This is a genomic window from Streptomyces griseofuscus, from assembly GCF_014673495.1.
GTDB classification, from domain to species: Bacteria; Actinomycetota; Actinomycetes; order Streptomycetales; family Streptomycetaceae; genus Streptomyces; species Streptomyces murinus.
Window position 1 is genome coordinate 6,015,423 of record NZ_CP051006.1, and the last position, 24,808, is coordinate 6,040,230.

The following is a 24,808-nucleotide window of genomic DNA, read 5'->3' on the forward strand; positions in this document are numbered from 1 at the left end:
TCAGCTCTTCGTACGGAACTTGTGGATCGCGACCGGTGCCATCACCGCGGTGATCGCCACCGACCAGCCCACGGTCACCCAGAGATCGTGTGTCACCGGGCCGCCGATCATCAGGCCCCGGGCCGCGTCCGCGAGCGTGGACAGCGGGTTGTAGTCGGTGAAGGCCTGGAGCCAGCCCGGCATCGACGCGGTCGGCGCGAAGATCGAGGAGCCGAACTGGAGCGGGAACAGCACCAGGAAGCCCACGCCCTGCACGGACTGCGCGCTCTTCAGGATCACGCCGAGGGTGAGGAACACCCACATGATCGAGGAGGCGAACAGCGCCGACAGACCCACCGTGGCGAACAGGCCGGGCCAGTTGGTGATGTGGAAGCCGACCAGCACGGCGACGACCATCAGGATGGCGGTCGCGAACAGCATCCGGCCCAGCTCCACCGCGATCTTCGCGAACAGCACCGAGCCGCGCCCGATCGGCAGCGACCGGAACCGGTCCATCACACCGCTGTTGAAGTCCTGGCTGAAGCCGGTGCCGACACCCTGGGACAGGGTCATGCTCATCATCGCGAGCATGCCCGGGATGACGTACTGGACGTATCTCTCCTGGCCGCCGCCGAGCGCCTGACCGATCGAGCCGCCGAAGACGTACACGAACAGCAGGGTGAAGACGATCGGCATCAGCAGCGCGTCGAACATGGACTCCGGGTCCTGCCGGATCCACAGCAGATTGCGCCGGATGAGCGCGCCGGTGTGCCGCAGATGCCCGCGCAGCGGGATCCGGACGTCGTCGGCGCCGGCAGCGGCAGTGGTGGTGGTGACGGCGCTCATACGGCGACCTCCTGGCGGGCGTCGGCGGGCTCGGTGTCCTGGGTGTCACCGGCGCGGTGGCCGGTGAGGGAGAGGAACACCTCGTCCAGGCTGGGCAGTTCGGTGGTGATGGAGGAGAGGGTGATACCGCGCGCGGTGACCGCGCCGACCACGGCGGTCAGCTGCTCGTCGCTGAGGATCGGCACCAGCAGGGTGCCGGTCTCGCTGTCCACGGTGGTGGCCGCGAGGCCGGTGATGCCCAGCTCGTCCAGCATCGAGGCGAGCGGGCGCAGCTCCAGCGGGTCCACCGGGCGCACCCGCAGGGTGCGGCCGCCGACCCGGGCCTTCAGCTCCTCGATGCCACCGGTCGCGATCACCTTGCCGCGGTCCACCACGGTCAGCTCCGAGGCGAGCTGCTCGGCCTCCTCCATGTACTGGGTGGTGAGCAGCACGGTCACGCCCTCGCCGACCATCGCCTGGACCTCGTCCCACACCTCGTTGCGGGTACGGGGGTCGAGGCCGGTCGTCGGCTCGTCCAGGTACAGCACGGCCGGGCGGCCGATCATCGAGGCGGCCAGGTCCAGCCGGCGGCGCATACCGCCGGAGTACGTGCTCGCCGGGCGCTTGGCGGCCTCCGTCAGGGAGAACCGCTCCAGCAGTTCGTCGGCACGGGTGCGGGCGTCCTTGCGGGACAGGTCCAGCAGCCGGCCGATCATGTACAGGTTCTCCCAGCCCGGGAGCTTCTCGTCCACGGAGGCGTACTGGCCGGTCAGGCCGATCACCTTCCGCAGCTGCCGGGGCTGTCGCACGACGTCGTACCCGGCCACCGTCGCCGCTCCGGCGTCCGGGGTGATCAGGGTCGACAGAATCCGCACCAGCGTGGTCTTGCCGGCGCCGTTCGGACCGAGCACGCCCATCACGGTGCCCTCGCGCACATCCAGGTCGACGCCGTCCAGCGCCTTGGTCTCGCCGTAGTGCTTGACCAGTCCCCGCACAGTCACGGCGTTGCGTCCGCCGCCGGGGTTCTCATCGATTCGCGTCATGCCCTTGACAGTGCCAGGCCCCACCGACAAACCACCGACAGTGCCCCGACAGCGTGCCGACAGCCCCGCTCCGGGCGGCGACGGGTGGTGTTGAATCGGGCCCATGAGCGAGAACGAGCGCGCGGCGAGCCGTACGGCGGTACTGGTCTGCCAGGGGCGGGCGGTCGCGGACGGCAGGTCGGCGGTGGGCCGGTTCGCCGACCCGGTGGCGGTGCGGCTGCTGCGCGCCGAGGAGCGTACGCGGGTGGACGAGGTGCGCGCGGGGACCCCGCCGCAGGGCTGGCAGGCGCGCACGGCATACGAGAGTGTGCGGGCGTGCGCCGAGGTGGTGGGGCCGCGCACGGTCGCTATCGACGAGGCACTGCGCGCCCGTCCTACCGGCCAGCTGGTGATCCTCGGCGCCGGCCTGGACACCCGCGCCTGGCGGCTGCCCGAGCTGGCCGGGACGGATGTCTGGGAGGTCGACCACCCCGCCTCCCAGCGCGACAAGCGCGCCCGCCTCGGCGAGGCCGAACCCGAACCGGTGGCCGTCGCCCGTTCCGTACGGTTCACCCCGGTCGACTTCGCCGTCGACGATCTCGGCGCGGCCCTGGACGCCGCGGGCCACGACCCCGCGGCGCCGACGACCTGGCTGTGGGAGGGCGTCGTCCCCTATCTGACCCGCGACCAGGTCCGCGCCACCCTGACCGACCTCACCGCCCGCACGGCCCCCGGCAGCACCCTGGTCGTCAACTACCAGACCCCCTCCCCGAAAGCCACCGTCGGCCGGCTGCTGGCCCGCGTCCTCGGCAACTCCGCCACCGCGGGCGAGCCCTGGCTCTCCCTGTGGAAACCGGAGCAGATGGCCGCCCTGCTCACGGAGTACGGCCTGCACATCACCTCCGACGACGGCCTCCTCACCCTCGCCCGCTCCTTCGGCATCCCGGTCCGCAGCCGGACGTCCCTGGACTCGGGCCGGGTCGCGGTCGCGGAGCGCCGCTGACATACGGCCGGGAAAGGGGGCAGCCCCGCTGACGGGGGAAGATCAGCGGGGCTGCCGGTGGTGCCGTGGTGGTCCGGGGTCAGTGGACGGAGTGCTCCTCGGCCGGGAACGCGCTGTCGACCACGTCCTGGGCGAAGGACTTCGCCGCGGAGCCCATCACCTCGCGCAGATCGGCGTACTTCTTGACGAACTTCGGGACGCGCCCGGAGGTCAGGCCCAGCATGTCCGTCCAGACCAGGACCTGCGCGTCGGTGTCGGGACCCGCGCCGATGCCGACCGTGGGGATCTGGAGCGAGCGCGTCACCTCGGCGGCGAGCTCGGCCGGGACCAGTTCGAGGACGACCGCGAAGGCGCCCGCGTCCTGCACGGCCTTGGCGTCCTGGAGCATCCGCGCGGCCGCCTCCTCGCCGCGCCCCTGTACGCGGTAGCCCATCGCGTTGACGGACTGCGGGGTCAGCCCGATGTGGGCCATGACCGGGATGCCGGCCTCGACCAGCAGCCGGATCTGCTCGTGCGAGCGCTGGCCGCCCTCCAGCTTGACCGCGCCGACCCCGGCCTCCTTGACCAGCCGGGTGGCCGAGCGCAGCGCCTGCGTCGCGCCCTCCTGGTACGTGCCGAAGGGCAGGTCGGCGACGATCAGGGAGCGGCTGGTGCCCCGCACGACCGCCGACGAGAGCATCGTCATCTCGTCGAGGGTGACGGGCACCGTGGTGTCGTACCCGAGGTGACAGTTGCCCGCCGAGTCGCCGACCAGCAGGACCGGGATGCCGGCCTCGTCGAAGACGGACGCGGTCATCGCGTCGTAGGCGGTGAGCATGGGCCACTTCTCGCCGCGTTCCTTGGCGAGAGCGATGTCGCGGACCGTGATGCGGCGGGTGCCCTTACCCCCGTACAGCGCCTTGCTGCCGTCGGAGGGCTGGTTCTGGACAGCCGAAAGCTGCGTCATGGCAACGGCTCCTTCATGTCATCTCGAGGCGCCCTGACGGCGTCCCCGGATCCCCTCCATGGTGGCACCTCGTGCCAACCAGGGCCAGAGGGGTCCCTGTGATCCTCCCCGTGGCCGAACCCACCGCTCCACTTCGAGCAATGCCATGCCCCCGAACGAGTAAGGTCTCGGTAAATAGATTCCGATACGAGACGGTTCCGTATCGGAATCCCTCTACGCTCGAACACATGACAACTTCCGTCCCTGCCTCCCGCATACCGGAGGCGGTGCACCGCCGCCGTTGGGCGATCCTCGGCGTGTTGATGTTGAGCCTGCTCATCGTGGTGCTCGACAACTCGATCCTGAACGTCGCCATCAAGACCATCTCCACCCCGGCCCCCGTCGGCCTGGGCGCCACTCAGAGCCAGATCGAGTGGGCGATCAACGCGTACACCCTCGTCTTCGCGGGCCTGCTGTTCACCTCCGGCCTGATCGGTGACCGCCTCGGCCGCAAGAAGGTGCTGCTGGGCGGCATCGCCGTCTTCGGCATCGGCTCCGCCCTCGCCGCCGAGTCCGGCTCCCCGGGCCAGCTGATCGCCTACCGCGCGCTGATGGCCCTCGGTGCCGCGTTCGTCATGCCGGCCACGCTGGCCGTCCTGATGAACGTCTTCGAGCGCGAGGAGCAGCCGAAGGCCATCGGCATCTGGGCAGGCGGCGTCGGCCTCGCCATCGCCATCGGCCCGATCACCGGCGGCGCCCTCCTCGACCACTTCTGGTGGGGCTCGGTCTTCTTCATCAACGTGCCGATCGTGATCATCGCGCTCGTGCTGATGGTCTGGCTCGTGCCCGACTCCCGCGACCCGCGCCCGGGCCGCCTCGACCCGATCGGCGTCGTGCTGTCCGTCGTCGGCCTCGTCCTGCTGGTCTACGGCATCATCAAGGGCGGCCAGCTTGCCGACTTCACCGACCCGACCGTGCTCGCCACGATCGGCGCGGGCGTCGTCGTACTCGCCGCGTTCGTGGTGTTCGAGAAGCGCAGCGACCACCCGTCGCTGGACGTCAGCTACTTCAAGAACAAGGTGTTCTCCAGTGCCATGGCCGCCATCGCGCTGGTCTTCTTCGCGCTGATGGGCGTCACCTTCTTCTCTGTCTTCTACACCCAGAGCGTGCGGGGCTACTCGCCGCTCCAGTCCGGTCTGCTGATGCTGCCGCTGGCCGCCGCGCAGATGATCTTCGCGCCGCGCGCCCGCCTGGTGGTCCAGCGGTTCGGCAACAAGGCCACCACGACCGCCGGCCTGGTGGTGATCGCCGGCACCCTGGCGGCCTTCGCCACCTTCGACGCCGACACGCCGATCTGGCTGCTGGAGGTCGTCTTCTTCCTGATGGGCACCGGCATGGCGCACATCATGACGCCGACCTCCGTCGTCATCATGCAGGCGCTGCCCCGCGAGAAGGCCGGTTCCGCCTCCGCGCTGAGCAACACCTTCCGCCAGGTCGGCGGCGCCCTCGGCATCGCCGTCCTCGGCTCGGTGCTCGCCACCGCCTACCGCAACGGCATCGAGGACAAGCTCGCCGCGCTGCCCGCGGGCCTGCGCGACAAGGCCGGCGACTCCATCGAGGCCACCCTCGGCATCGCCCAGAAGCTCGGCCCGCAGGGCAAGCTCCTGGTCGGTCCGGCCGACGACGCCTTCCTGCACGCCATGCACGTCACCGCCTTCTGGGGTGCGGGCGTGGCGCTGATCGGCGCCGTGATCACGGCCCTGTACCTGCCGGGCCGGACGCGGGCGGACGAGCAGGAGAACGCGGAAGAGGAACTGGTCGCCGCCCTCGACTGAGGCCAGGGAACGGGGCACCGGCCCCGCACCCGGCCCGGTGTGCCGGCCGGACGGACGACACACCGGGCCCGCGGCCATCGATGGCTCCACGGCGGCTCCACGGGGGAAGGAGGCGGCTGCGGGAGAATTCCCGCAGCACAGTGAGAGGACGGATCGACGTGAGCTTTGCCGACAACCGGTCCTGCCCGGCCGGACCCGCTCGGGGCCGGCCCCGCAGCGAGGCCGTGGAACAGGCCATCCTGGAGGGCGTGATGCAGCTCCTGGAGGACGGCGTACCCCTCGCCGAACTCTCCATCGAGCGCATCGCGCGCACCGCCGGGGTCGGCAAGGCCACCATCTACCGCCGCTGGAGCGGCAAGGAAGAGCTGTTCGTCGACGTCCTGCGCACCGCCGAACCGCCCGACCCCGAACTCCCCGGCACCTCCATGCGCGACGATCTGATCGTCATCCTGGAGTCCCTGCGCCAACGCGGCCTGGTCAGCCGCTCGTCGGCCATCCTGCACAACGTGTACGTGCAGATGAAGACCAGCCCCCGCATCTGGGCGGCGTACCACGCGGGTGTCGTCGCCCCTCGGCGCGTCCTCATGCTCGACGTGCTGCGGCGCGGTCAGCGCGACGGCGAACTGCGCCCCGACATCGACCTCGACCTGGCCAACGACATGTTCGTCGGCGCCATGCTGGTACGCACCGTCATGCGCCCCGACGGCGACCTGCCCGAGGACCTGGCGGAACACATCGTGGACATCACCCTGGAAGGGCTACGACCCGTCAGCTCCACAGTCTCGTAGCGCTGATGTGCATGTTTTGTCACAGACCACGCCGATCGCACCGCTGATCGGAACTCCCCGCGCCACCCGTTCGTCATCGTCTTCCGTACGGCCGTCATGGGACGGCGAGAACGGAGCCGATCATCCCCTAGGGTCGGAAACAGGGGGCGAACGGTGTGCACGGCGGGCAGTGAGGCAGACGGCATGGCGCAGCAGGCATACATGACGGAGACGGCGGACGGCGGCTCGGGGCCCGAGCGACCGGGATCCCGGCTCCGACGTCTGCTGCACCGGATGCTCGCCCCTTGGCGCAACGACTCCGGCATCTGGCGCCGGGGCGCCGTCTTCACCGCGCTCGCGCTGCTGCTCGCGCTGGTGATGCTGCTGCACGCGCATGTGCCCAACACCGTGGGCAACCTCGGCAGCCTCACCGAGACGTTCCTGCCGTGGCTGGGCGTGTTCGTGCCGGTCCTGCTGCTGCTCGGCCTGTGGCGCAAGTCGGCGATCACCCTGATCGCCGTACTCCTGCCGGCGATCGTCTGGCTCAACCTCTTCGGCGGACTGCTCACCGACAAGTCGGGCGGCGGCGGCGAGCTGATGGTGGCCACGCACAACGTCAATGCCGACAACCCCGACCCGGTCGGCACCGCCCGCGCGGTGGCCGGCTCCGGCGCCGACATCCTCGCGCTGGAGGAGGTCCCCGCGTCCAAGGTGTCGGTCTACGAGCAGGCGCTCGCGCCGACGTACAAGTACCACGCGGTCGAGGGCACGGTCGGGCTGTGGAGCAAGTACCCGATGACCGGCGTACAGGCCGTGGACATCAAGCTCGGCTGGAAGCGGGCGATGCGCGCGACCGTGACCACCCCCGAGGGGCCGGTCGCGGTGTACGTCGCCCACATGCCCTCGGTGCGGGTGAAGCTGAAGGCCGGCTTCACCGCCCGGCAGCGGGACACCAGCGCCGACGCGCTCGGCGAGGCCGTGGCCGACGAGACCCTGAGCCGGGTCATCCTCCTCGGCGACCTCAACGGCACGATGAACGACCGCTCGCTCAACGGCGTCACCTCCCAGCTGCGCTCCACCCAGGGCGCGGCGGGCAGCGGCTTCGGGTTCAGCTGGCCGGCCGCGTTCCCGATGGCCCGGATCGACCAGATCATGGTCAAGGGCGTCGAGCCGGAGAGCAGCTGGACCCTGCCGCGCACGGGCAGCGACCACCTCCCGGTGGCGGCCCGTGTGAACCTGGACACGCCCTCGTAACCCCGTGGAATAGCGGGCCTGAGAGACTTTGTTCCGTACCTGAACTTAGACATGTCCCCGGTACGACGCGTGCCCGGTACGACACGTCCCGTGGTACGACGCTCTCCTCCACGCTCCCGAAAGGCACAGGCCCCTCCATGCCCCTGGCCCTGCTCGCGCTGGCCGTCGGCGCCTTCGGTATCGGAACCACCGAATTCGTGATGATGGGACTGCTCCCCGACGTCGCGTCCGACCTGCACATCTCCATACCCTCGGCCGGGCACCTGGTCTCGGCCTACGCGCTGGGCGTCGTCATCGGCGCCCCGCTGCTGGCCGCCGTCACGGCCCGGATGTCCCGCCGTACGGTCCTGATCGCCCTGATGGCCCTGTTCGTCGTGGGCAACGCGCTCTCCGCGTTCGCCCCCGGCAACGGCTCCCTGCTCGCCGCGCGCTTCCTCAGCGGGCTGCCGCACGGGGCGTTCTTCGGGGTGGGCGCGGTGGTGGCGACCACCATGGTCCCGCCGGAGCGCAAGGCACGCTCGGTCTCCCTGATGTTTCTCGGTCTGACGGTCGCCAACATCGCGGGCGTCCCGGCGGCCACGCTGATGGGCCAGCACCTGGGCTGGCGGGCCACCTTCCTCGGGGTGAGCGCGATCGGCCTCGCCGCGATCGCCTCCCTGGCCCTCCTGATCCCGCACGACCACAGCCACGCCTCCGCGACCGGCCTGCGCGGTGAACTGGCCGCGCTGCGCCCCCTGCCGGTGTGGCTCGCGCTCGGTACGACGGTGGCGGGTTTCGGCGCCCTGTTCGCGGCGTACAGCTATGTGACGCCGATGCTGACGGACGCGGCGGGCTACGCGGAGACGAGCGTGACCCTTCTGCTGGCCCTGTTCGGGGTCGGCGCGACGGCGGGCAACCTCCTGGGCGGCCGCCTGGCCGACCACTCCCTGCGCGGCACCCTGTTCGGCGGCCTGATCTCCCTCGCCGTGGTCCTGGCCCTGTTCCCGCTCCTGATGCGGGCGGAATGGAGCGCGGCCCTGGCGGTCACCCTGCTGGGCACGGCCGCCTTCATCACCGGCTCCCCCCTCCAGCTGATGGTGATGGAAAAGGCCTCGGCCGCCCCCTCCCTGGCCTCCTCCGCCAACCAGGCCGCCTTCAACCTGGCCAACGCGGGCGGCGCCTGGGTCGGCGGCATCGCCCTGGCCGCGGGCTACGGCACGACCTCCCCGGCCCTCGCGGGCGCGGCGCTCGCGGTGCTGGGACTGGGGGTGGCGGGGGCGGCGTACCTCGTGGACCGGCGGCGTACGGTCCCCTCGGCGGGCCGGGTCGTCACGTCCCATGTGCCCGAGGGATCGGGCGCGCTGCACTCCTGACGGCTCGTGCCGAGAGGCGGGGCCGACGCCGGCCGGTCGTCCTCGTGGCGGGCGGCCGGAACACCCCGGAAGCACGCGGTCGGCCGGCTGCGACGGTGATCTGAAGCCTCCCGGCGTGGCGCGCGGCACCGCGTGACGGCGCGTCCTATGCGATGAGCCTGCGCCTCCGCGCCCCCGCCACCGTGCCCCCGCCGATGACGGGGGCACGGTGGCGGCGTGTCGGACGGCGGTCATCTCTGGTGTGAGGTCGTCCGCGGGGCGGGCACGTGGACCGGTCCCGCGCTGGTCGGCTCCGCCCGGCTGCCGGGTCGACGGTCTCCATCATGGCGCCGGAGACCCTGACCCCCGCCTCTCGGCTCACACCACCTCGATGCGCCCCGGCTCAGACGTTCGGCGACACACCGAGGTTCACGTCGTTGGCCTCCCCCACCGAGTTCACCGGGCCGCTCTGGCTGAGGGTCGGTCCGAAGCACACCGACCAGGATGTCGCCCCCACCCCCGATGACGGGCATGCCCAGGAGCCGAGGGAGGCGCTGGAAGTCGCCAGGTCCATGGCCGCTTGCACGCTGTAGAGGCTCGATCGGTTGTTACGCACGATCACCGCGCCCTGTACGGCGCCCCCACCCGGCGACCTGATCGCGCAGACCTGCGCGGACACATCGGTGGCGACCGGTACGGTGCTGGCGCAACGCCATGTGCTGGAGCTGGAGGTGATCGGATTGGTGTTGCCGTAAGCATGCCAGCTGCCACCCCCCGCGGCCGCGGCGGAGCCCGCGGTGGCCAGGCTCAGCCCGAGGGTGGCGGTGACGGCGGCGGTCAGCCCCGCGACCATTCGTGTGACGCGCATGTTGATCCTTCCGGACCGGACGAAGAAACCGTTCTGTCGAGCACGAGTGTGCTTGCCATCAGCGGGCATGTCGTTGACGGACAGTGACACGGTCTTTGACGATGCGTCTCATCCGAACCCGGGGCTCGGCCGGGAGATCCAAGAACGCCGCACCACGGTCGCGGAGTCGTGGCGATACTCCGTGGGGGACGCGCCGTAGGCGGAGCGGAAGGCTCTGGTGAAGGTCGGGTGGTCCTTGAAGCCCCAGCGGGTCGCGATGAGGTGGATGGGTACGTCGCGCAGTGCTGGATCGGCGAGGTCGCGGCGGGCGCGTTCCAGACGTTCCCGGCGGATCCAGGCGGCGACGGTGGCCTCGCGGGTCCGGAACAGGCGGTGCAGATGACCGACCGAGATGTGATGGGCGCTCGCGACCGTTTCCGGTGACAGCCCGGGATCGCCGAGATGCTGTCGGACGAACTTCTCGATGCTCAGCAGCAGCATGCTCCGGCTTGAGCCGGGCGCCTCCGTGCCGTCCGCCCCGAGGTGGTGGGCGACCGTCGAGGCCAGCAACTCCTGGGCCAGCACGGCTATCCGGGGAAGATCGTGCGGGCGGTAGCCGGTGGAACTCGACGTCACATCGGCGAGGAGCCGGGCCAGCAGCCCCTCGAACCCCGCGGCCGCCGACAACGGTCCCGGCGGCAACCGCTTCAGTCCGTCGGCGGGTAACCTCAGCAGCGCGCGCGGTATATGGGCGCGCACCAGTCTGGTCGCCCCTTCCATCGTCGTGAACCGGATACGGAACGGCTGCGAACTGTCGTAGAGGGCGAGTTCGCCGGCGCCCAGCGTGATGTCGTGCCCGGCCTGGCTGACCGTGAGTGTGCCGCTCAGGGGCACGATGACCGAGCACAGCTCGGGGTCGGCCCGCCGGATCAGCTTCGGCGTGCGCAGCACCTCGCACGGCGAGACCGCCAGTCCCACCACGTTCACCGCTCCGAGGTCCAGCATCCGCACCGTCGCCCGGAAATGCTCGGCAGCGTCACTGACCACCCGCATGGGGTGCGTGTCATTGGCCCAGAGCTCGTCCAGCGCGGCCAGCCGCTCCTGCGCCGGTAGATCTTCGCTGCGAAACACCGTCTCGCTCAGCACCCGAAGCCCCCACTGTCGGTCATGCTTCCCTTGCGGTCACTGCCCACCGCACGTCAACGGCGCCGACGCCCCGGCGCGAGCGACTGCCGACGCCGGTGAACGGTCCGGCCGACGGATCCCGGCAGAAGCTCATCGCCAGATGCTCATCGGCTGCGCGCGGGTCTCGAACGCCGACCAGAACCCCGGATCACCGGATCGGCGCATCACTCTGCCACGGAATCGACCTCGACACGCTGAAGACCACCCGGCTCGCCGTCGGGCTCGACATCCTGGTGACGGTGGGCGCGGGGAACGACCTCGCCGAAGTCGGCTGCCCCCCGCCCCCGGACCACCTCGCACCAGACCGTCTTGCCCCCGGGCCCGCGCTCCACCCCCCAACGCTCCGCCAGCGCGGCCACGAGAACGAGCCCCCGCCCGCACTCCGCCGTTTCGGCCGCCGACAGAAGCGCCGGCATTCGGCGCGGGTCCGGATCGGTCACCTCGACGCGGGTACGGCCGGGACCGTCCGGAGCGACGAGTCGCACGCGCACCGGAGTTCCGTCCCCGACGTGTTCGATGACGTTCGTCAGCAGCTCTGTCGCGCACAGGCGGACGTCGTAGTCGTACCCATAGAGCCGATGCCGCAGCTCCGGTACGGCCTTCGGTGTCGCGGGCATGTGCAGCTCGACGTCCCTCATTCCTCGCCCGCCGTCTTCTTGAGCACGGCGGCGAGCGCCCGCGCCGTGGCCATGTTGCAGTTCCCCAGCGTGACGAGCCCCTGCGTGTGCCCGTACTTCCCCGCGAAGCTCGGCAGATGGATGGTCAGGGAGGGCAACTTTATGTCGTGCAGGGCGAGGGCGGCGCGGAGTTCTTCCACGCAGAGGGTGACGTCGTAGGGGGTGATGGGGGAGTGGTCGGACATGGGGTATCCAGCCTTCTGTGCGTTGTGTGACGAACGCCTCACAGCCTGTCGCCTGGGCCGCTACCGTGGAAGACGTTCCGCGTCCACGGCGCGAACAGCGGAATCGGCACGGTGAGTTACGGCGGTGAGCGCGTGGTGCGGCGTAAGGACATCGACGGCTCGATGAGCGTCCCGACCTTCTACGGCAAGGAGTTGCGGTGGAAGCGGGAGGCGGCGGGGCTGTCGTTGGAGACGTTCCTGAAGGGCAGCTACTTCGGCAAGACCTACCTCAGCGACATCGAACACGGTCAGCGCAGGATGCCGATCGAGTTGGCGAGGCATGCGGATCTGGTCCTGAAGACCGATGGCTTCTTCGAGCGGCGCTGTGAGGATGTGCAGAAGGCCCGGAGGGGACCACATGCTGCCTATTTCGAGAAGGCGCTTGAAGCGGAGCGGCACGCTGAATCCATTGAGGAGTGGTGTCCCGTCACGTTCCCCGGACTGCTCCAGACAGCGCCGTACGCACGGGCGCTGGTCAGGTCGGCCCACCCGGCGGCGTCCGATGAGTGGGTTGAGGAAAAGGTGACGGCCAGGCTTGCTCGGGCCCGTCTCTTCGAAGAGGACCACGCGATCCCGGAGTACTGGGTAGTCCTGCACGCCTCCCTGATCTGGGATCCCATGCTTCCCGCGCCGGACATGGCCGCACAACTGGGACGGGTCGTGGAGTTGGCCGAGCGGCACCGGATTACTCCGCAGATCGTTCCGCGGAAGTGCGCGGCGTATCCCCTCATGGCCGCGTCCGTCATGGTCATGGACTTTCCGGACGCTCCGCCGCTGGTCTACACCGAGGCGTCCTACAGTGGCGACACCATCGATGATCCGGCGCTCGTGAAGCAGTACCGCAAGGCATACGATCGGCTCAGGGCCGTCGCGCTGGCACCAGACACGTCCCTCGCCAAGATCAAGGCTGCGGCAGAGGATTACCGAAATGGCAAGCACCCGGAACGACTTGAGTGACGCTCTCTGGCTGAAGAGCAGCTACAGCAATGGCGACGGCGGCAACTGTGTCGAGATTGCCAGCGACTTCCCCGGCGCTGCCCTCTGGCGCAAGTCGACCTACAGCAACGAGAGCGGCGGCAACTGCCTCGAAGTGCGGGACAACGTGCCCGGCGTCGTCCCCGTCCGCGACTCCAAGGTGCCCGACGGTCCCGCCCTCCTCCTCACGGCCACCGCCTGGGCCCCGTTCATCGGGTCGCTCAAGTAGAACCGCGTCGTCCGGCCTCCGGGCACGCTCCGTGCCCTGGGCCTCCCCGTCAACTGAGCTTCGCTCTCCCCGCGTTGGGTGGTTTGGCAGGATTGCGTAAAGTCGTCGTACGAGACCCAACCCGACCGGCCACCCCACCCATCTGAAGAACCAGCGAGGCGCGATCAGGCGCTTTCGGAAGGAAACGGGTCCCTCCAGACCAGGGGGACCCGGGGGAAGGAAACAGATGAACGGGACGAAGAAGGCGCGGGGCCTCCGGGCGGTCGTGATCGGGGCGCTGGGGCTGGCCTCGGTGACGCTCGCCGCCGTACCGGCGTTCGCCAAGGGGGACGTGACCGTCTCGGTGCCGCGCACGGCGCACGTCGGCAAGGCGTTCACCATCAAGGCGGACGGCGACGACGACATCGCCGGCTACCTGCACCAGCTGTGCCTGGAAGAGCGCACCGGCAAGCAGACCTGGCACCAGGAGAACTGCACCACCGCGGTCAGGGCCGACGCCCGCCTCACCACCCACGGCTCGGCCGCCCACCGCGGCGACCTGCAATTCCGCGCCGTGCTCTACGGCCTGAAGAACAAGCACGACCACCACCCCGTGCGCCTGCACACCTCCGGCGTGGCCACGGTCCACATCCGCTGAGCCCCCGCCGGTGCCGGTGGCCGCCTCCGTCCGAGGCGGTCACCGGCACCGGCACCGGCACCGGCCGAGGCGATCAGACCCCGGTCGGCGCCATCACCGGGCACGCCGTACGGTCTCTCACCCCGCTCGCCGCACGATGCCTCCGCTCGATGCTCTGCCCCCAATACGTCCCCCCGACCATGAGCACCGCCCCCGACATCGCCCACAGCGTGAACCGTTCGCCGCCGAGAGCGACCCCGAAGGCGACGGCCCAGATGGGCTCCGTGCCCAGGAGCAGGCTGGCCCGGGTGGCGGAGGTGCCCTGGACGGCCCAGGTCTGGGCGAGGAAGGCGAACACGCTGCACAACAGGGCGAGATAGACGAGCTGGGTCCAGGTGGCGGCGCCGCTGCGGGTCAGGGCGGGCAGGAAGGGGACGGCGGCCGGGAGGAAGACGGCGGAGCCGAGGGCGGTCTGGACGGTCGTCAGGTGCAGGGGGTCGATACGACGGCCCGTCGTGAGGCGTCCGACGAGCGTGACGTGAGCCGCCCGGACCACGGCGGCGGCCAGCATCAGCGCGTCGCCGAGCCGAGGCGCGTGCAGCCCGTTGCCCGCGGTGAGGAGCCCGACTGCCAGTACGCAGAGGCCGGCGGCGAGGAAGAAGGTCCGGGGGAGCCGACGGTCGCCGGTCCGGTCCAGCAGCGGTGTCAGCACGATCGTCAGGCTGATGATCAGCCCGGCGTTCGCGGCGCTGGTGTGCGCCACCCCGTACGTCTCCAGCAAGAGCACCGCCGCCTGGGTGACCCCCAGCAGCGAGCCGACGCGGAACTCCGCCCGGGTCCAGGACCGGCGGGACCGGAAGGCGACCAGCGCCCCGCACGCCAGCGCGGAGATCGCGTACCGGGCGAAGAGCACCGCCAGGACCGGCAGCGCGGCGGTGGCCGTCTTGGCCGCGAGATAGCTGGAACCCCAGACCAGCGCGACCAGCAGAAGTACCGCATCGGTACGGCGAGCGACGTTCATGCCTCCACGCTGCCCCAGCAGGACGTTGAAGGCCATGACCAACCTCTACAAGGAAGATGTAGCGCACCTACACTGTGCACCTACACTGTCACCGTGGACGAACGGCAGCTGCGGATCCTGCGCGAACTCGGAGACCTGGGCAGCGTCAGCGCCGTGGCCGAGGCGCTGCATGTGACGCCGTCCGCGATCTCGCAGCAGCTGCGGCTGCTCCAGCGCGCGATCCCGGTCCCGCTCACCGAACGCGCGGGCCGTCGTGTCGTACTGACCGACGCCGGACATGCCCTGGCCGCGGCCGCCATCGAGGTCGAGTCCGCCCTGGCCCGGGCCCGGCACGCCGTGGCCGACTTCGCCGAGCAGCCCGCCGGAGTCGTATCGGTGGCCGCGTTCCACAGCGCCGCCTCGGCGTTCTTCCCGCTCCTGCTGCACGGCCTCTCCGGCCCGGACCACCCCCGCCTCGCGCTCGCCGACGAGGACGTCGCCCAGGACCGCTTCCCCGCGCTCACCCGCGACCACGACCTGGTGCTCGCCCACCGCCTCGACCACGCCCCGCCCTGGCCGCGCACCGTCACCTCGGCCACGCTGCTGCGCGAGCCCCTCGACGTGGCCCTGCCGGTGGGCCATCCGCTGGCCGCCGAGCCGGTGCTCTCGCCCCGGGACGTGGCGGACCAGCCGTGGATCACGGTCCACGACGGTTTCCCGCTGATGGCCACCATCGAGGCCATCGCCGCCTTCGCCGACCGCGCGCTCGACATCGTCCATCGGATCAATGAGTTCACCGTGGTCGCCGAGGTGGTGGCCGCGGGCGGCGGCGTCGCGCTGATGCCCCGCTGGACCGCCCGCCCGCACCCCGGCATCGTCCTCAGACCGCTGAGCGGAGTGCATGCCCGGCGCCGCATCGACGTACTCCACCGGCCCGAGCGGACCGCCCGCAAGGCCGTACGGACCGTCCTCGCCGAACTGCGCACCACCGCCGCGCGGATCCAGGGCCGGGACACCTCCGAGACCTGAGAAGCCTCACCCGGCCGTGTGCGGTGCGGTCTCCTCGGCCACCCAGCGCAGATACGCCTCGGAACCCCCGGTCACCGGCAGGGTGATCCACTCCGGGACCTCGTAGTCGTGCCGCTCGGCGACCCAGGCCGCCAGCTCCGGCAGCCGGTCGGTGGTCGTCTTGTACGAGATCCGCCACTCCTGAGCGGTCTCAAGAGCCCCCTGCCACCGATACACCGCGGTGAACGGCGGATCGATGTGGGCGCAGGCGGCCAGGCGGTTCTCCACCGCGCCCCGGGCGAGGGCGTTCGCGCGCTCCTCGTCGTCGATGGTCGTCTGCGCGATCACGATCTCGGTCATACAACTGCCCTTCCAGGTCAAGGAAATTGGACCCTGTCCACCCTCACGACGAGGCCGCGCCGCCCCCGCCGCCCGCTTCGCCCGCGCCGCGCAAGTCGCGGAAGAACGCCCTGATGTCACCGACCAGCAGCTCCGGCTGCTCCATCGCCGCGAAGTGGCCGCCCCGGTCGAACTCCGTCCAGCGGACGATGTTGTCGGTGCGTTCGGCGACATGGCGGAGCGCGATGAAGTTCTCCCGCGGGAAGGAGGCGAACGCGGTGGGGGTCAAGGACGGCTCCGGCGGGTGGCCCCAGTAGGGGGCGTGGGCGCGCTCGTAGTAGACGCGGGCGGCGGAGGTGGCGGTGTTCGTCAGCCAGTACAGCATCACGTTCGTCAGCAGATGATCGCGGTCGACGGCGTCCTCCGGGCGGTCGGCCGAGTCCGTCCACTCCTTGAACTTCTCGGTGATCCAGGCGAGTTGGCCGATGGGTGAGTCGGAGAGCCCGTAGCCGAGGGTGTGCGGACGGGTGGACTGGATGTCCGCGTAGCCCTGTTGCTCGCGGCTCCAGGCCCGCATCCGCTCCCAGGACGCCCGGGTGCGCTGCTGCTCCGCCGGGGTGAGCGCGGCGAGTTCCTCCGGCGCCGGCTCGGCCGTGGCGCCGGCGCCGGGGAGCAGGTTCAGATGGACGCCGATGACCTGGTCCGGGCGGACACGGCCCAGCTCCCGGGAGACGGCCGCGCCCCAGTCGCCGCCCTGGGCGCCGTAACGGCCGTACCCCAGACGGGACATCAGCTCGGCGAACGCGGCCGCGACCCTGCGGTACTCCCAGCCCTTCTCGCGGGTGGGGCCGGAGAAGCCGAAGCCGGGGATGCTCGGCAGGACCAGATGGAAGGCGTCCGCGGGGTCGGCGCCGTGCGCCCGCGGGTCTGTGAGCGGCCCTGCGATCCGCTCGAACTCGACGAGGGAGCCCGGCCAGCCGTGCGTGATGATCAGCGGGGTGGCGTCCGGTTCCGGGGAACGGATGTGCGCGAAGTGGAGGTTGGCGCCGTCGATCGTGGTCGTGAACTGCGGCCACCGGTTCAGCCGGGCCTCCGCCGCCCGCCAGTCGTACTCGTGCCGCCAATAGCGCGCGAGTTCCCGCAGATAGCTCACCGGGACGCCGTACTCCCAGCCTGCGCCCGGCAGTTCGTCCGGCCAGCGGGTGCGGTCCAGACGGCTCCTCAGATCCTCCAGCTCACCCTCCGGGACCGCGACGCGGAACGGTCGGATGCTGTCCTGCGATGCAGTCGTCATGGAGATGCAGCCTAGGCGCCCGACCTCACCCGCACCGGGAGGCACCCCCGGGCGCGGCCACCCCGCCGCCCCCCCCCGCGACCGAACGCCACCCCCGTGACCACCGTCACGCCTCCTCAACCCACATGCGCAGGCGCCGACTTGGGAAGCCTCGCGGAGCGCTGAGCCGTGCTGAACACGGGGGTCGACTCGGCCTCGTCCGCACCGGGGGGAACCGCGCGCGGCAGAACCACCGCATCCGTCGGACAGCGCGGCGCGCCGTGGGGCTGGTTCCTGGCCTGGGCCACTCCAACCACGGCGACGCGGGAAGTGAACCCCGGACCCCCGGCCTTTCCCGGAACATTTTCCGGAACGCGAAGGGGACGCGAGGCCGGTGATGGCCCCACGTCCCCTTCTTCAGAAGCTCAGTTCAGCTCGACGGAGCCGTTCAGTGCTTCTTGCTGCTGTTGTTGGCGTACGACGAGACATAGCCGTTCGCCGGGGAGCCCACGCCCGTCACGTCGTCGTAGCCCTTGGTCGCGGACAGCGAGCTGTCCTTGCCCAGGCTGCGGACGGAGTAGAGCAGGCCGCCGGTGGCGTCGATGCCGTTGGCGTAGTCCACGCGGACGACACCCAGGCCGTGGCCCGTGGGGTTGTCCGTGACGTCGTGGTAGACGCCCTCCTTGCCGAACTTCGCGTAGATCGACGGGTTGGCGAAACCGATCGCCTTGCCGCCGCGCGCCTGCTCGGCCAGAGCCTGGACCGCCGCGATGGTCGGCGCGGCCAGCGAGGTGCCGCCGATGCGGTACTCGCTGTACTGCTGCGACCCGTCGGGGAAGGTCTGCGTCTGGCCCACCAGGAACCCGGTGTTCGGGTCGGCGATGGCCGCGATGTCCGGGACGACACGGTTGCCGGAGGCGTTGTTCGCCTTGGCGAGCGAGTCCGGGACGACGCCCTTCTGGTAGTACGGCTCGGCGACCGTGCTGCTGGTGCCGCCGCCCGCGCCCGAGGTGAAGGCGCCGGGGAAGTTGGTCCAGCTCTTGCCGTCGGCCGACAGGCTGGACTTCTCGGTGCCCCAGCCGGTCTCCCACAGGTACTTGTCACCCTTGCCGACCGCGAGGGAGGTGCCGCCGACGGCGGTCACCCAGGCGGAGTTGGCCGGGGTGTCGACCTGCTTGGTGCCGGTGTTGGCGACCTGGTCGCCGTCGTCACCGGAGGAGAAGTAGAAGCCGATGCCCTGCACCGCGCCCAGCTGGAAGACCTGGTCGTAGGCGGCCGCGAGGTCCGGCGTCTGGTTGGCCTCGACGTCGCCCCACGAGTTGGAGACGATGTCGGCCAGGTGGTTGTCGACCACCTTGCTCAGCGAGTCGAGCAGGTCGTCGTCGTAGCAGGACGCCGCACCGACGTAGGTGACATCGGCGTCCGGCGCGACCGCGTGCACGGCCTCGACGTCGAGGGTCTCCTCGCCGTACCAGCCCGACGCCTTGCACTCGTCGGTCCGGGTGAAGTTGGCCGGAAGCGACTGGTGCAGCTGACCGGTCTTCCATGCCTTGTCGCCGTTCTTCGCCGCGTACGTGCCGGCGTCGTAGGCGATGGTCGGCGAGGCGTAGGCGTCGGTGATGGCGACGCGGACACCCTTGCCGGTGTACTTGCCGGCGCCGTAGACCGAGCGCAGCTGCTTGCCGGTGTAACCCTTGACGGCGTAGGGCAGCTTGGTGCCGTACGCGTCCGGCAGCGTGCTCGCGGTCTTCGAGCCGTAGTACGACGAGAACGGGCCGGCGTTCTTGAACACCGCGTCCGGGGGCGGCAGCGTGTCGTCGTGGTCGGCCTTGTGCGGGGCGCTGTCCAGACCGGTGACGGTCAGGACGGTGCCCTTGAGGCCCGCCGGGACGGAGGCCGCCTGCGCCGGGGCGCGGTAGGTCTTCGCACCCTTGGCGTAGTTGTGCAGCTGGGTGCCGAACGCCTTCTCGGTGGAGGCGACGTCACCGGAGACGGCGACGTAGTGCTGCGTGACCTCGGTGACCTTCAGACCGGCCGACGTCAGCCAGGACTTGACGGCGGCGACCTGGGCCTTGGTGGCACCGAAGCGGGCCTGGGCCTGCTTGGGGGCCAGGTACTTGCCGTAGTACGGCGAGCTGGGGTCGGACACGGCCTTGGCGTAGGCCGCGAGGCCCGACGCGTCCCGACCGGCCAGGTACACCCGGGCCTTGACCTGGGCACCGTTGTTGGTGGCGCCCTTGTCCGCCTTGGCCGTGGCCCACAGCGGCTTGGTGCCCTTCAGAGCATTACGGGCGGGGCTGTCCGCGGCGTGGGCCGCGGGTATGCCCAGCGCCAGCGCACCGGCGATCATGGGCAGCGCGGCTGCCATGCTCACGGCGCGCGTCTTGGCGCTATTGGATCTCATAGAACCCCCTGCGATGCGTTGCGCATGCACGTAGTAGGTAGGTACACGCGGCTCCGCGCCGGCCGGCGGCGGTGGTGAACAGCCGGCGAATGGATCACACGATGGGGGCAACTCTGACCGATGAACCGTTCATGCCAGGTAAATGGGACGGAAAGAGAAGCTCAAGTAACCGTCACCTAGGGGGATTTGAGCGATTTTTCCTTACAGCTGTATTACGAAGGGACTTGTTCCCTGGTCATGAGAGCGGCTTGGCTCCGCGCTCCTTGAGCATCCCGGCCATCACCTGGAGCTCCGACTGCTGCGCGTCCACCATGCCCTGGGCCAGCCGTTTCTCCACGCCCACCGTGCACTTGGCCACGCAGCCCTCGGCCATGTGGATGCCGCCCTTGTGATGGTTCGTCATCAGCTGGAGATAGAAGATCTCGGCCTGCTTCCCGTTCAGGGTCGCGAGCTTCTTCATCTGCGTATTGGTGGCCATACCGGGCATCAGCGAGCCGTCCTTGGCCGTGACCATGCCGCCCATGCCCATCCAGGTCATCGGCGGGTCCGCGGACACCTTCGGCAGCCCCCACAGATCCAGCCAACCCAGCAGCATCCCGCGCTGGTTGGCCTGCGTCTGCGCGATGTCGTAGGCGAGCCGCCGCACGTCCTCGTTCTTCGTGTGGTCGCGGACGATGTACGACATCTCGACGGCCTGCTGGTGATGCACCGCCATGTCCCGCGCGAAGCCCGCGTCCGCCGAGTCCGCACTCGGCGTCCGCTGCGCCGCCTTGCCGTCACCGGAGCCGGATCCGGAGCCCGAGTCGGCGACCGCGTACGTGACGGCACCGGCCGCGACGAGCACCGCCGCCGCGGCCCCCGCCGCCCAGCCGATGGCGCGCCGGCTCACTTCATCACCCCACCGGTGCACGAGGCACCCGGCTCGGGCGTCTGCGGCCCCTGCACGAAGTCCGCGAAGAACTTGTTCACTTCGGGATCGCTCGCGCTCTTCACGGCCACCTGGTGTCCCCACGCCGACAGCATCAGCGGCGCGGCCTGGTTCTCGTACGGGCTCATCAGCGAGTACGGCGTCTTCTTCACCTTCGCCGAGAGCGCCTCGATGTCGGCCTTCGCCGCCTTGGGGGTGTACGTCACCCACACCGCGCCGTGCTCCAGCGAGTGCACCGCGTTCTCGTCGTGCAACTGCTGCGTGTAGACGTCACCGTTGCAGTCCGCCCACACCGGGTTGTGGTTGCCGCCCACCGGCGGCTGCATCGGATACGACACCGGGGTCGTCACATGGGTCCGCGCCAGCGTGCCCTTCCAGGTGCGCACCCCGTCCTTCCCGGTCGTGAAGTGCCCGGAGTCCCCGGAGCTCTTGCTGTTCACATCCCCGGTGCCCTTGCCGTTGTCGCCGCTCGCGGCCGTGTCCTTCTTCCCGGACCCGGAGCCGGAGTCCGCGAGGACGACACCGCCCACGACGAGCCCGGCGACGACGACCACGGACGCGGCGATGACGAGCGTCCGGTTCCGGCGCGCGCGCGAACGCTCGGCGCGCCGCATCTCCTCGATGCGCGCCTTGCGCGCCGCGCTGTTGCTGTTGTTGGCGGAACCCATGAGGCGATGTCCTTCTGGGGGAGCGGGCGGACAGGGGGTGGAGCCCGCTGATCGTAATGGGGGAGTGGGGGGCCGCCGTAGAGCGTGCACGGCAAAAGGGTTAAATTTGCACCTGGGATGCGTATTATTTACGCTCGCGGAATGAGGCTGCTGCGTTCCACCGACCTCGCCCTGCGCATCCTGATGCGCCTCGCCGTATCCACCGAGGACACGCCCGCGACCCGCAAGGTCGCCGAGGACATGGGCGTGCCCTATACGCATGCCGCGAAGGTCGTCGCCGAACTCCAGCACCTGGGCCTGGTCGACGCCCGCCGCGGCCGCGGCGGCGGCCTGGCGCTCACCGAACGGGGCCGTACGGCCTCCGTCGGCGCGATCGTGCGCACCTTCGAGGGTGACGACGAGGTGGTGGAGTGCGAGGGCGCCACCCCCTGCCCGCTGCGCTCGGACTGCCGGCTGCGCGGCGCGCTGCGCCGGGCCCAGGAGGCGTTCTACGGCTCCCTGGACCCGATCACCCTGGACCAGATCGTCACGGACCCCACCGGCCCGGTCCTGCTGGGCATCTCGATGCGCCCTCCCGGAGCCCCGCTCTCCTGAACGCCTTCCCCGCTTCCGTCCACCGTCAGGCGGCGAGCCACAGATCGGGCCCGAAGACCTCGTAGTGGATGTCGGCCGGTGCCACGCCCTTCTCGATCAGCTGGCCGCGCACGGCGCGCATGAACGGCAGCGGCCCGCAGAGGTAGGCGCAGGTGCCGGGCGCGATGTCGATCCAGGACAGGTCGACCAGGCCGGTACGGCCGCCGGGCTCGGCGTCCCGCTCGTAGAAGAAGGTGACGTCCGAGTCCGCGAGCTTGTCCGCGTACGCCTGGTGGTCCACGCGCAGGGCGTGGTCCGCGGGGGAGCGGTCGCCGTGCACGACGGTGACCGGCGCGTCGTGCCCGTCGGCCGCGAGCGAGGCCAGCATGGCGACCATCGGGGTCACACCGATACCCGCGGAGGCGAGCAGCAGGGGCCGCCCGGCCACACCGTCGAGCACCAGATCGCCGTACGGCTCCGACAGTTCAAGGACGTCACCCACCCGTACGCGCGCGTGCAGTTGACTGGACACCTCCCCGTCCGGCGCCGCACCCCCGTGCACCCGCTTGACGCTGAACTGCCGTACGTCCTCGCCCGGCGCCCCGGACAGGCTGTACTGCCGTATCTGCCGCGCCCCGTCGGCCAGTTTCACCCCCACGGAGACGTACTGCCCCGCCCGGAAGCCCCGCACGGGGGACCCGTCGACGGGCCGCACCCGGAAGGAGACGACATCGGCGGTCTCCTCTTCCCGCCCCACGACCTCCCACTTCCGGAACTCCTGGCTGCCACTCTCCTCGTACAGCCGCTTCTCGATGGCGATGAGGGCGTTGGCCATCAGCCAGTAGACCTCGGTCCAGGCGGCGGCGACCTCGGGGGTGACGGCGGCGCCGAGGATCTCCGCGATGGCCGCGAAGAGGTGCTCGTGCACGACCGGGTACTGCTCTGGTACGACACCCAGCGAGGCGTGTTTGTGGGCGATGCGGCTCAGCATCGCGTCCGGCCGCTGGTCCGGGTGCTCGACCAGGTGTCCGGCGAACGCGGCGATGGAGCCCGCGAGGGCCGACTTCTGGGCGCCGGAGGCCTGGTTGCCGCGGTTGAACAGGTCCCGCAGCAGCTCGGGGTGGGCGTCGAAGAGCCGGGCGTAGAAGCGCTCGGTGATCTGCTCGATGGCGGCCCCCACGGCGGGGTGGGTGGCGCGGACGGTGGCGGCGGACTGCTCGGACAACATCGCGGACTCCTTGCGATCTCGACTGATCGAACGCTATTTAAATATGCATATGAGATGCAAATTTAAGGGGGGTGTCCTGCCTCACGTCCCCGCCCCACCCCGCCCGGCCGTTACGGATGCCGCCGCCGACAGGCAAGATGGGCGGCAGGGCAGTACACCTGCCGTAAGAGAGGCGTTCAGAAGGTGGACGTCGGGGTGATCAAGGTCCGCAACACGGATGAAACGGTGTTGTGGTGGGATGCTCCTGACCAGCAAGGATGGGGAATCGGAAGATGGACAAGCAGCAGGAGTTCGTGCTCCGCACCTTGGAGGAGCGCGACATCCGGTTCGTACGCCTGTGGTTCACGGACGTGCTGGGCTTCCTCAAGTCCGTCGCCGTGGCCCCCGCCGAGCTGGAGCAGGCCTTCGACGAGGGCATCGGCTTCGACGGCTCCGCCATCGAGGGCTTCGCCCGTGTCTACGAGTCCGACATGATCGCCAAGCCGGACCCGTCGACCTTCCAGATGCTGCCGTGGCGCGCGGAGACCCCCGGTACGGCCCGGATGTTCTGCGACATCCTGATGCCGGACGGCTCCCCGTCCTTCGCCGACCCGCGCTACGTCCTCAAGCGCGCGCTGGCCCGCACCTCCGACCTGGGCTTCACCTTCTACACCCACCCGGAGATCGAGTTCTTCCTGCTGAAGGACCGCCCGCTGGACGGCACCCGCCCGACGCCGGCCGACAACTCGGGCTACTTCGACCACACGCCGACCAGCGTGGGCATGGACTTCCGCCGCCAGGCGATCACGATGCTGGAGTCGATGGGCATCTCGGTGGAGTTCTCCCACCACGAGGGCGCCCCGGGCCAGCAGGAGATCGACCTGCGCTACGCCGACGCCCTCTCGACGGCCGACAACATCATGACCTTCCGCCTGGTCATGAAGCAGGTCGCGCTGGAACAGGGCGTCCAGGCCACCTTCATGCCCAAGCCGTTCTCCGAGCACCCGGGCAGCGGCATGCACACCCACCTCTCCCTCTTCGAGGGCGACCGCAACGCGTTCTACGAGTCCGGCGCGGAGTACCAGCTCTCCAAGGTGGGCCGCTCCTTCATCGCGGGCCTGCTCAAGCACGCCGCGGAGGCCGCCGCCGTCACCAACCAGTGGGTCAACTCCTACAAGCGCATCTGGGGCGGCTCCGAGCGCACGGCGGGGGCGGGCGGCGAGGCCCCCTCCTACATCTGCTGGGGCCACAACAACCGCAGCGCCCTGGTCCGCGTCCCGATGTACAAGCCCGGCAAGACCGGCTCGGCCCGCGTCGAGGTCCGCTCCCTGGACTCCGGCGCCAACCCCTACCTGGCCTACGCCGTCCTCCTCGCCGCCGGCCTGAAGGGCATCGAGGAGGGCTACGAGCTCCCGCCGGGCGCCGAGGACGACGTCTGGGCCCTCTCGGACGCCGAACGCCGCGCGATGGGCATCGAACCGCTCCCGCAGAACCTGGGCGAGGCCCTGACCCTGATGGAACGCAGCGACCTGGTCGCCGAGACCCTGGGCGAACACGTCTTCGACTTCTTCCTCCGCAACAAGCGCCAGGAATGGGAGGAGTACCGCTCGGAGGTCACGGCGTTCGAGCTGCGGAAGAACCTGCCGGTGCTGTAGGTGCAGGTCAGAGTAGGTTTCTTGTAGACCAGTCGTGTGGGGCCGACGGTTCGCAGCTG

General features: G+C 70.2%; 25 protein-coding genes. 11 read left to right on the top strand and 14 right to left on the bottom strand.

Features of this window, described 5'->3' with window-relative positions:
• Positions 1 to 825, bottom strand: a complete 825-nt coding sequence (locus HEP81_RS27330; RefSeq protein ID WP_037656324.1) for an ABC transporter permease — start codon at positions 823 to 825, stop codon at positions 1 to 3.
• Complete coding sequence (locus HEP81_RS27335; protein WP_037656325.1) at positions 822 to 1,847, bottom strand: ATP-binding cassette domain-containing protein; 1,026 nt, start codon at positions 1,845 to 1,847, stop codon at positions 822 to 824. Before HEP81_RS27335 ends, HEP81_RS27330 begins: the two co-directional genes overlap by 4 nt.
• A gap of 103 nt (positions 1,848 to 1,950) precedes the next feature.
• Between HEP81_RS27335 and HEP81_RS27340 the strand changes: the two genes are divergently transcribed.
• Positions 1,951 to 2,829: a class I SAM-dependent methyltransferase gene (locus HEP81_RS27340; protein ID WP_037656327.1), complete on the top strand. Its 879-nt coding sequence runs from the start codon at positions 1,951 to 1,953 to the stop codon at positions 2,827 to 2,829.
• A gap of 79 nt (positions 2,830 to 2,908) precedes the next feature.
• Here HEP81_RS27340 and panB read toward each other — a convergent pair whose 3' ends face one another.
• Positions 2,909 to 3,775, bottom strand: coding sequence for a 3-methyl-2-oxobutanoate hydroxymethyltransferase (gene panB, locus HEP81_RS27345; RefSeq protein WP_037656329.1), 867 nt, complete (start codon positions 3,773 to 3,775; stop codon positions 2,909 to 2,911).
• A gap of 227 nt (positions 3,776 to 4,002) precedes the next feature.
• Between panB and HEP81_RS27350 the strand changes: the two genes are divergently transcribed.
• The 4 genes from HEP81_RS27350 to HEP81_RS27365 all read left to right on the top strand — a co-directional run bounded on the left by HEP81_RS27350 (position 4,003) and on the right by HEP81_RS27365 (position 8,962).
• Positions 4,003 to 5,589, top strand: coding sequence for an MFS transporter (locus tag HEP81_RS27350; RefSeq protein WP_172636980.1), 1,587 nt, complete (start codon positions 4,003 to 4,005; stop codon positions 5,587 to 5,589).
• A 158-nt stretch (positions 5,590 to 5,747) separates the two neighbouring features.
• The gene (locus HEP81_RS27355) at positions 5,748 to 6,377 is read left to right on the top strand and encodes a TetR/AcrR family transcriptional regulator (RefSeq protein WP_172427494.1); all 630 of its coding nucleotides are present in this window, start codon (positions 5,748 to 5,750) and stop codon (positions 6,375 to 6,377) included.
• Between the two features lie 273 nt (positions 6,378 to 6,650).
• Positions 6,651 to 7,610, top strand: a complete 960-nt coding sequence (locus HEP81_RS27360) for an endonuclease/exonuclease/phosphatase family protein (protein WP_063755235.1) — start codon at positions 6,651 to 6,653, stop codon at positions 7,608 to 7,610.
• A 137-nt stretch (positions 7,611 to 7,747) separates the two neighbouring features.
• The gene (locus HEP81_RS27365) at positions 7,748 to 8,962 is read left to right on the top strand and encodes an MFS transporter (RefSeq protein ID WP_037656337.1); all 1,215 of its coding nucleotides are present in this window, start codon (positions 7,748 to 7,750) and stop codon (positions 8,960 to 8,962) included.
• A gap of 382 nt (positions 8,963 to 9,344) precedes the next feature.
• On the opposite strand, the gene HEP81_RS27370 is transcribed toward HEP81_RS27365, so the two are convergent.
• From HEP81_RS27370 to HEP81_RS27385, 4 genes are all read right to left on the bottom strand, one after another.
• The gene (locus HEP81_RS27370) at positions 9,345 to 9,809 is read right to left on the bottom strand and encodes a hypothetical protein (protein WP_051850185.1); all 465 of its coding nucleotides are present in this window, start codon (positions 9,807 to 9,809) and stop codon (positions 9,345 to 9,347) included.
• Positions 9,810 to 9,917: 108 nt separating this feature from the next.
• Positions 9,918 to 10,919: an AraC-like ligand-binding domain-containing protein gene (locus tag HEP81_RS27375; protein WP_051850195.1), complete on the bottom strand. Its 1,002-nt coding sequence runs from the start codon at positions 10,917 to 10,919 to the stop codon at positions 9,918 to 9,920.
• 218 nt (positions 10,920 to 11,137) lie between these two features.
• Positions 11,138 to 11,611, bottom strand: coding sequence for an ATP-binding protein (locus HEP81_RS27380; protein WP_063755234.1), 474 nt, complete (start codon positions 11,609 to 11,611; stop codon positions 11,138 to 11,140).
• Positions 11,608 to 11,835 carry a hypothetical protein gene (locus HEP81_RS27385; protein WP_037656341.1) on the bottom strand — a complete coding sequence of 76 codons (228 nt, stop codon included), beginning with the start codon at positions 11,833 to 11,835 and terminating at the stop codon, positions 11,608 to 11,610. Before HEP81_RS27385 ends, HEP81_RS27380 begins: the two co-directional genes overlap by 4 nt.
• A 162-nt stretch (positions 11,836 to 11,997) precedes the next feature.
• On the opposite strand from HEP81_RS27385, the gene HEP81_RS27390 reads away from it, so the two are divergent.
• The 3 genes from HEP81_RS27390 (at position 11,998) to HEP81_RS27400 (ending at position 13,715) form a co-directional block, all read left to right on the top strand.
• Positions 11,998 to 12,831, top strand: a complete 834-nt coding sequence (locus HEP81_RS27390) for a helix-turn-helix domain-containing protein (RefSeq protein ID WP_037656406.1) — start codon at positions 11,998 to 12,000, stop codon at positions 12,829 to 12,831.
• Positions 12,803 to 13,078, top strand: coding sequence for a DUF397 domain-containing protein (locus HEP81_RS27395; RefSeq protein ID WP_037656344.1), 276 nt, complete (start codon positions 12,803 to 12,805; stop codon positions 13,076 to 13,078). The genes HEP81_RS27390 and HEP81_RS27395 overlap by 29 nt, the downstream gene beginning before the upstream one ends.
• Positions 13,079 to 13,304: 226 nt before the next feature.
• Complete coding sequence (locus tag HEP81_RS27400; RefSeq protein ID WP_037656345.1) at positions 13,305 to 13,715, top strand: hypothetical protein; 411 nt, start codon at positions 13,305 to 13,307, stop codon at positions 13,713 to 13,715.
• 73 nt (positions 13,716 to 13,788) lie between these two features.
• Here the strand turns inward: HEP81_RS27400 and HEP81_RS27405 are convergent, their stop codons facing one another.
• A complete protein-coding gene (locus HEP81_RS27405) occupies positions 13,789 to 14,715 on the bottom strand; it encodes a DMT family transporter (RefSeq protein WP_037656407.1) in 927 nt (308 codons plus the stop codon).
• Positions 14,716 to 14,808: 93 nt separating this feature from the next.
• Between HEP81_RS27405 and HEP81_RS27410 the strand changes: the two genes are divergently transcribed.
• Positions 14,809 to 15,723, top strand: coding sequence for a LysR family transcriptional regulator (locus HEP81_RS27410; RefSeq protein WP_037656346.1), 915 nt, complete (start codon positions 14,809 to 14,811; stop codon positions 15,721 to 15,723).
• 6 nt (positions 15,724 to 15,729) lie between these two features.
• On the opposite strand, the gene cutA is transcribed toward HEP81_RS27410, so the two are convergent.
• The 5 genes from cutA to HEP81_RS27435 form a co-directional block, all read right to left on the bottom strand.
• On the bottom strand, positions 15,730 to 16,062 hold the full coding sequence (cutA, locus tag HEP81_RS27415; protein WP_037656347.1) for a divalent-cation tolerance protein CutA: 333 nt from the start codon (positions 16,060 to 16,062) through the stop codon (positions 15,730 to 15,732).
• Positions 16,063 to 16,105: 43 nt separating this feature from the next.
• Positions 16,106 to 17,335 (bottom strand): epoxide hydrolase family protein, encoded by a 1,230-nt coding sequence (locus tag HEP81_RS27420; protein WP_037656349.1) that lies wholly within the window; start codon positions 17,333 to 17,335, stop codon positions 16,106 to 16,108.
• A gap of 427 nt (positions 17,336 to 17,762) precedes the next feature.
• A complete protein-coding gene (locus HEP81_RS27425) occupies positions 17,763 to 19,682 on the bottom strand; it encodes a S53 family peptidase (RefSeq protein WP_243279827.1) in 1,920 nt (639 codons plus the stop codon).
• Between the two features lie 271 nt (positions 19,683 to 19,953).
• The gene (locus HEP81_RS27430) at positions 19,954 to 20,607 is read right to left on the bottom strand and encodes a DUF305 domain-containing protein (protein WP_037656352.1); all 654 of its coding nucleotides are present in this window, start codon (positions 20,605 to 20,607) and stop codon (positions 19,954 to 19,956) included.
• On the bottom strand, positions 20,604 to 21,314 hold the full coding sequence (locus HEP81_RS27435; protein WP_037656353.1) for a DUF3105 domain-containing protein: 711 nt from the start codon (positions 21,312 to 21,314) through the stop codon (positions 20,604 to 20,606). Before HEP81_RS27435 ends, HEP81_RS27430 begins: the two co-directional genes overlap by 4 nt.
• Before the next feature lie 141 nt (positions 21,315 to 21,455).
• On the opposite strand from HEP81_RS27435, the gene HEP81_RS27440 reads away from it, so the two are divergent.
• Entirely contained in the window at positions 21,456 to 21,908 is a 453-nt protein-coding gene (locus tag HEP81_RS27440; protein WP_037656355.1) for an RrF2 family transcriptional regulator, read from the top strand.
• A gap of 25 nt (positions 21,909 to 21,933) precedes the next feature.
• On the opposite strand, the gene HEP81_RS27445 is transcribed toward HEP81_RS27440, so the two are convergent.
• Positions 21,934 to 23,115 (bottom strand): globin domain-containing protein, encoded by a 1,182-nt coding sequence (locus tag HEP81_RS27445; protein WP_037656357.1) that lies wholly within the window; start codon positions 23,113 to 23,115, stop codon positions 21,934 to 21,936.
• A gap of 272 nt (positions 23,116 to 23,387) precedes the next feature.
• On the opposite strand from HEP81_RS27445, the gene HEP81_RS27450 reads away from it, so the two are divergent.
• A complete protein-coding gene (locus HEP81_RS27450) occupies positions 23,388 to 24,749 on the top strand; it encodes a glutamine synthetase family protein (protein ID WP_037656358.1) in 1,362 nt (453 codons plus the stop codon).
• Positions 24,750 to 24,808: the final 59 nt, after the last annotated feature.

Bases quoted from the DNA above. Each gene is read 5' to 3' on its own strand.
- HEP81_RS27330 (WP_037656324.1), bottom strand. From the start codon at position 825: ATGAGCGCCGTCACCACCACCACTGCCGCTGCCGGCGCCGACGACGTC.
- HEP81_RS27335 (WP_037656325.1), bottom strand. From the start codon at position 1,847: ATGACGCGAATCGATGAGAACCCCGGCGGCGGACGCAACGCCGTGACT.
- HEP81_RS27340 (WP_037656327.1), top strand. From the start codon at position 1,951: ATGAGCGAGAACGAGCGCGCGGCGAGCCGTACGGCGGTACTGGTCTGC.
- panB (WP_037656329.1), bottom strand. From the start codon at position 3,775: ATGACGCAGCTTTCGGCTGTCCAGAACCAGCCCTCCGACGGCAGCAAG.
- HEP81_RS27350 (WP_172636980.1), top strand. From the start codon at position 4,003: ATGACAACTTCCGTCCCTGCCTCCCGCATACCGGAGGCGGTGCACCGC.
- HEP81_RS27360 (WP_063755235.1), top strand. From the start codon at position 6,651: ATGCTCGCCCCTTGGCGCAACGACTCCGGCATCTGGCGCCGGGGCGCC.
- HEP81_RS27365 (WP_037656337.1), top strand. From the start codon at position 7,748: ATGCCCCTGGCCCTGCTCGCGCTGGCCGTCGGCGCCTTCGGTATCGGA.
- HEP81_RS27370 (WP_051850185.1), bottom strand. From the start codon at position 9,809: ATGCGCGTCACACGAATGGTCGCGGGGCTGACCGCCGCCGTCACCGCC.
- HEP81_RS27380 (WP_063755234.1), bottom strand. From the start codon at position 11,611: ATGAGGGACGTCGAGCTGCACATGCCCGCGACACCGAAGGCCGTACCG.
- HEP81_RS27385 (WP_037656341.1), bottom strand. From the start codon at position 11,835: ATGTCCGACCACTCCCCCATCACCCCCTACGACGTCACCCTCTGCGTG.
- HEP81_RS27390 (WP_037656406.1), top strand. From the start codon at position 11,998: ATGAGCGTCCCGACCTTCTACGGCAAGGAGTTGCGGTGGAAGCGGGAG.
- HEP81_RS27395 (WP_037656344.1), top strand. From the start codon at position 12,803: ATGGCAAGCACCCGGAACGACTTGAGTGACGCTCTCTGGCTGAAGAGC.
- HEP81_RS27400 (WP_037656345.1), top strand. From the start codon at position 13,305: ATGAACGGGACGAAGAAGGCGCGGGGCCTCCGGGCGGTCGTGATCGGG.
- HEP81_RS27405 (WP_037656407.1), bottom strand. From the start codon at position 14,715: ATGAACGTCGCTCGCCGTACCGATGCGGTACTTCTGCTGGTCGCGCTG.
- cutA (WP_037656347.1), bottom strand. From the start codon at position 16,062: ATGACCGAGATCGTGATCGCGCAGACGACCATCGACGACGAGGAGCGC.
- HEP81_RS27420 (WP_037656349.1), bottom strand. From the start codon at position 17,335: ATGACGACTGCATCGCAGGACAGCATCCGACCGTTCCGCGTCGCGGTC.
- HEP81_RS27425 (WP_243279827.1), bottom strand. From the start codon at position 19,682: ATGGCAGCCGCGCTGCCCATGATCGCCGGTGCGCTGGCGCTGGGCATA.
- HEP81_RS27435 (WP_037656353.1), bottom strand. From the start codon at position 21,314: ATGGGTTCCGCCAACAACAGCAACAGCGCGGCGCGCAAGGCGCGCATC.
- HEP81_RS27440 (WP_037656355.1), top strand. From the start codon at position 21,456: ATGAGGCTGCTGCGTTCCACCGACCTCGCCCTGCGCATCCTGATGCGC.
- HEP81_RS27445 (WP_037656357.1), bottom strand. From the start codon at position 23,115: ATGTTGTCCGAGCAGTCCGCCGCCACCGTCCGCGCCACCCACCCCGCC.
- HEP81_RS27450 (WP_037656358.1), top strand. From the start codon at position 23,388: ATGGACAAGCAGCAGGAGTTCGTGCTCCGCACCTTGGAGGAGCGCGAC.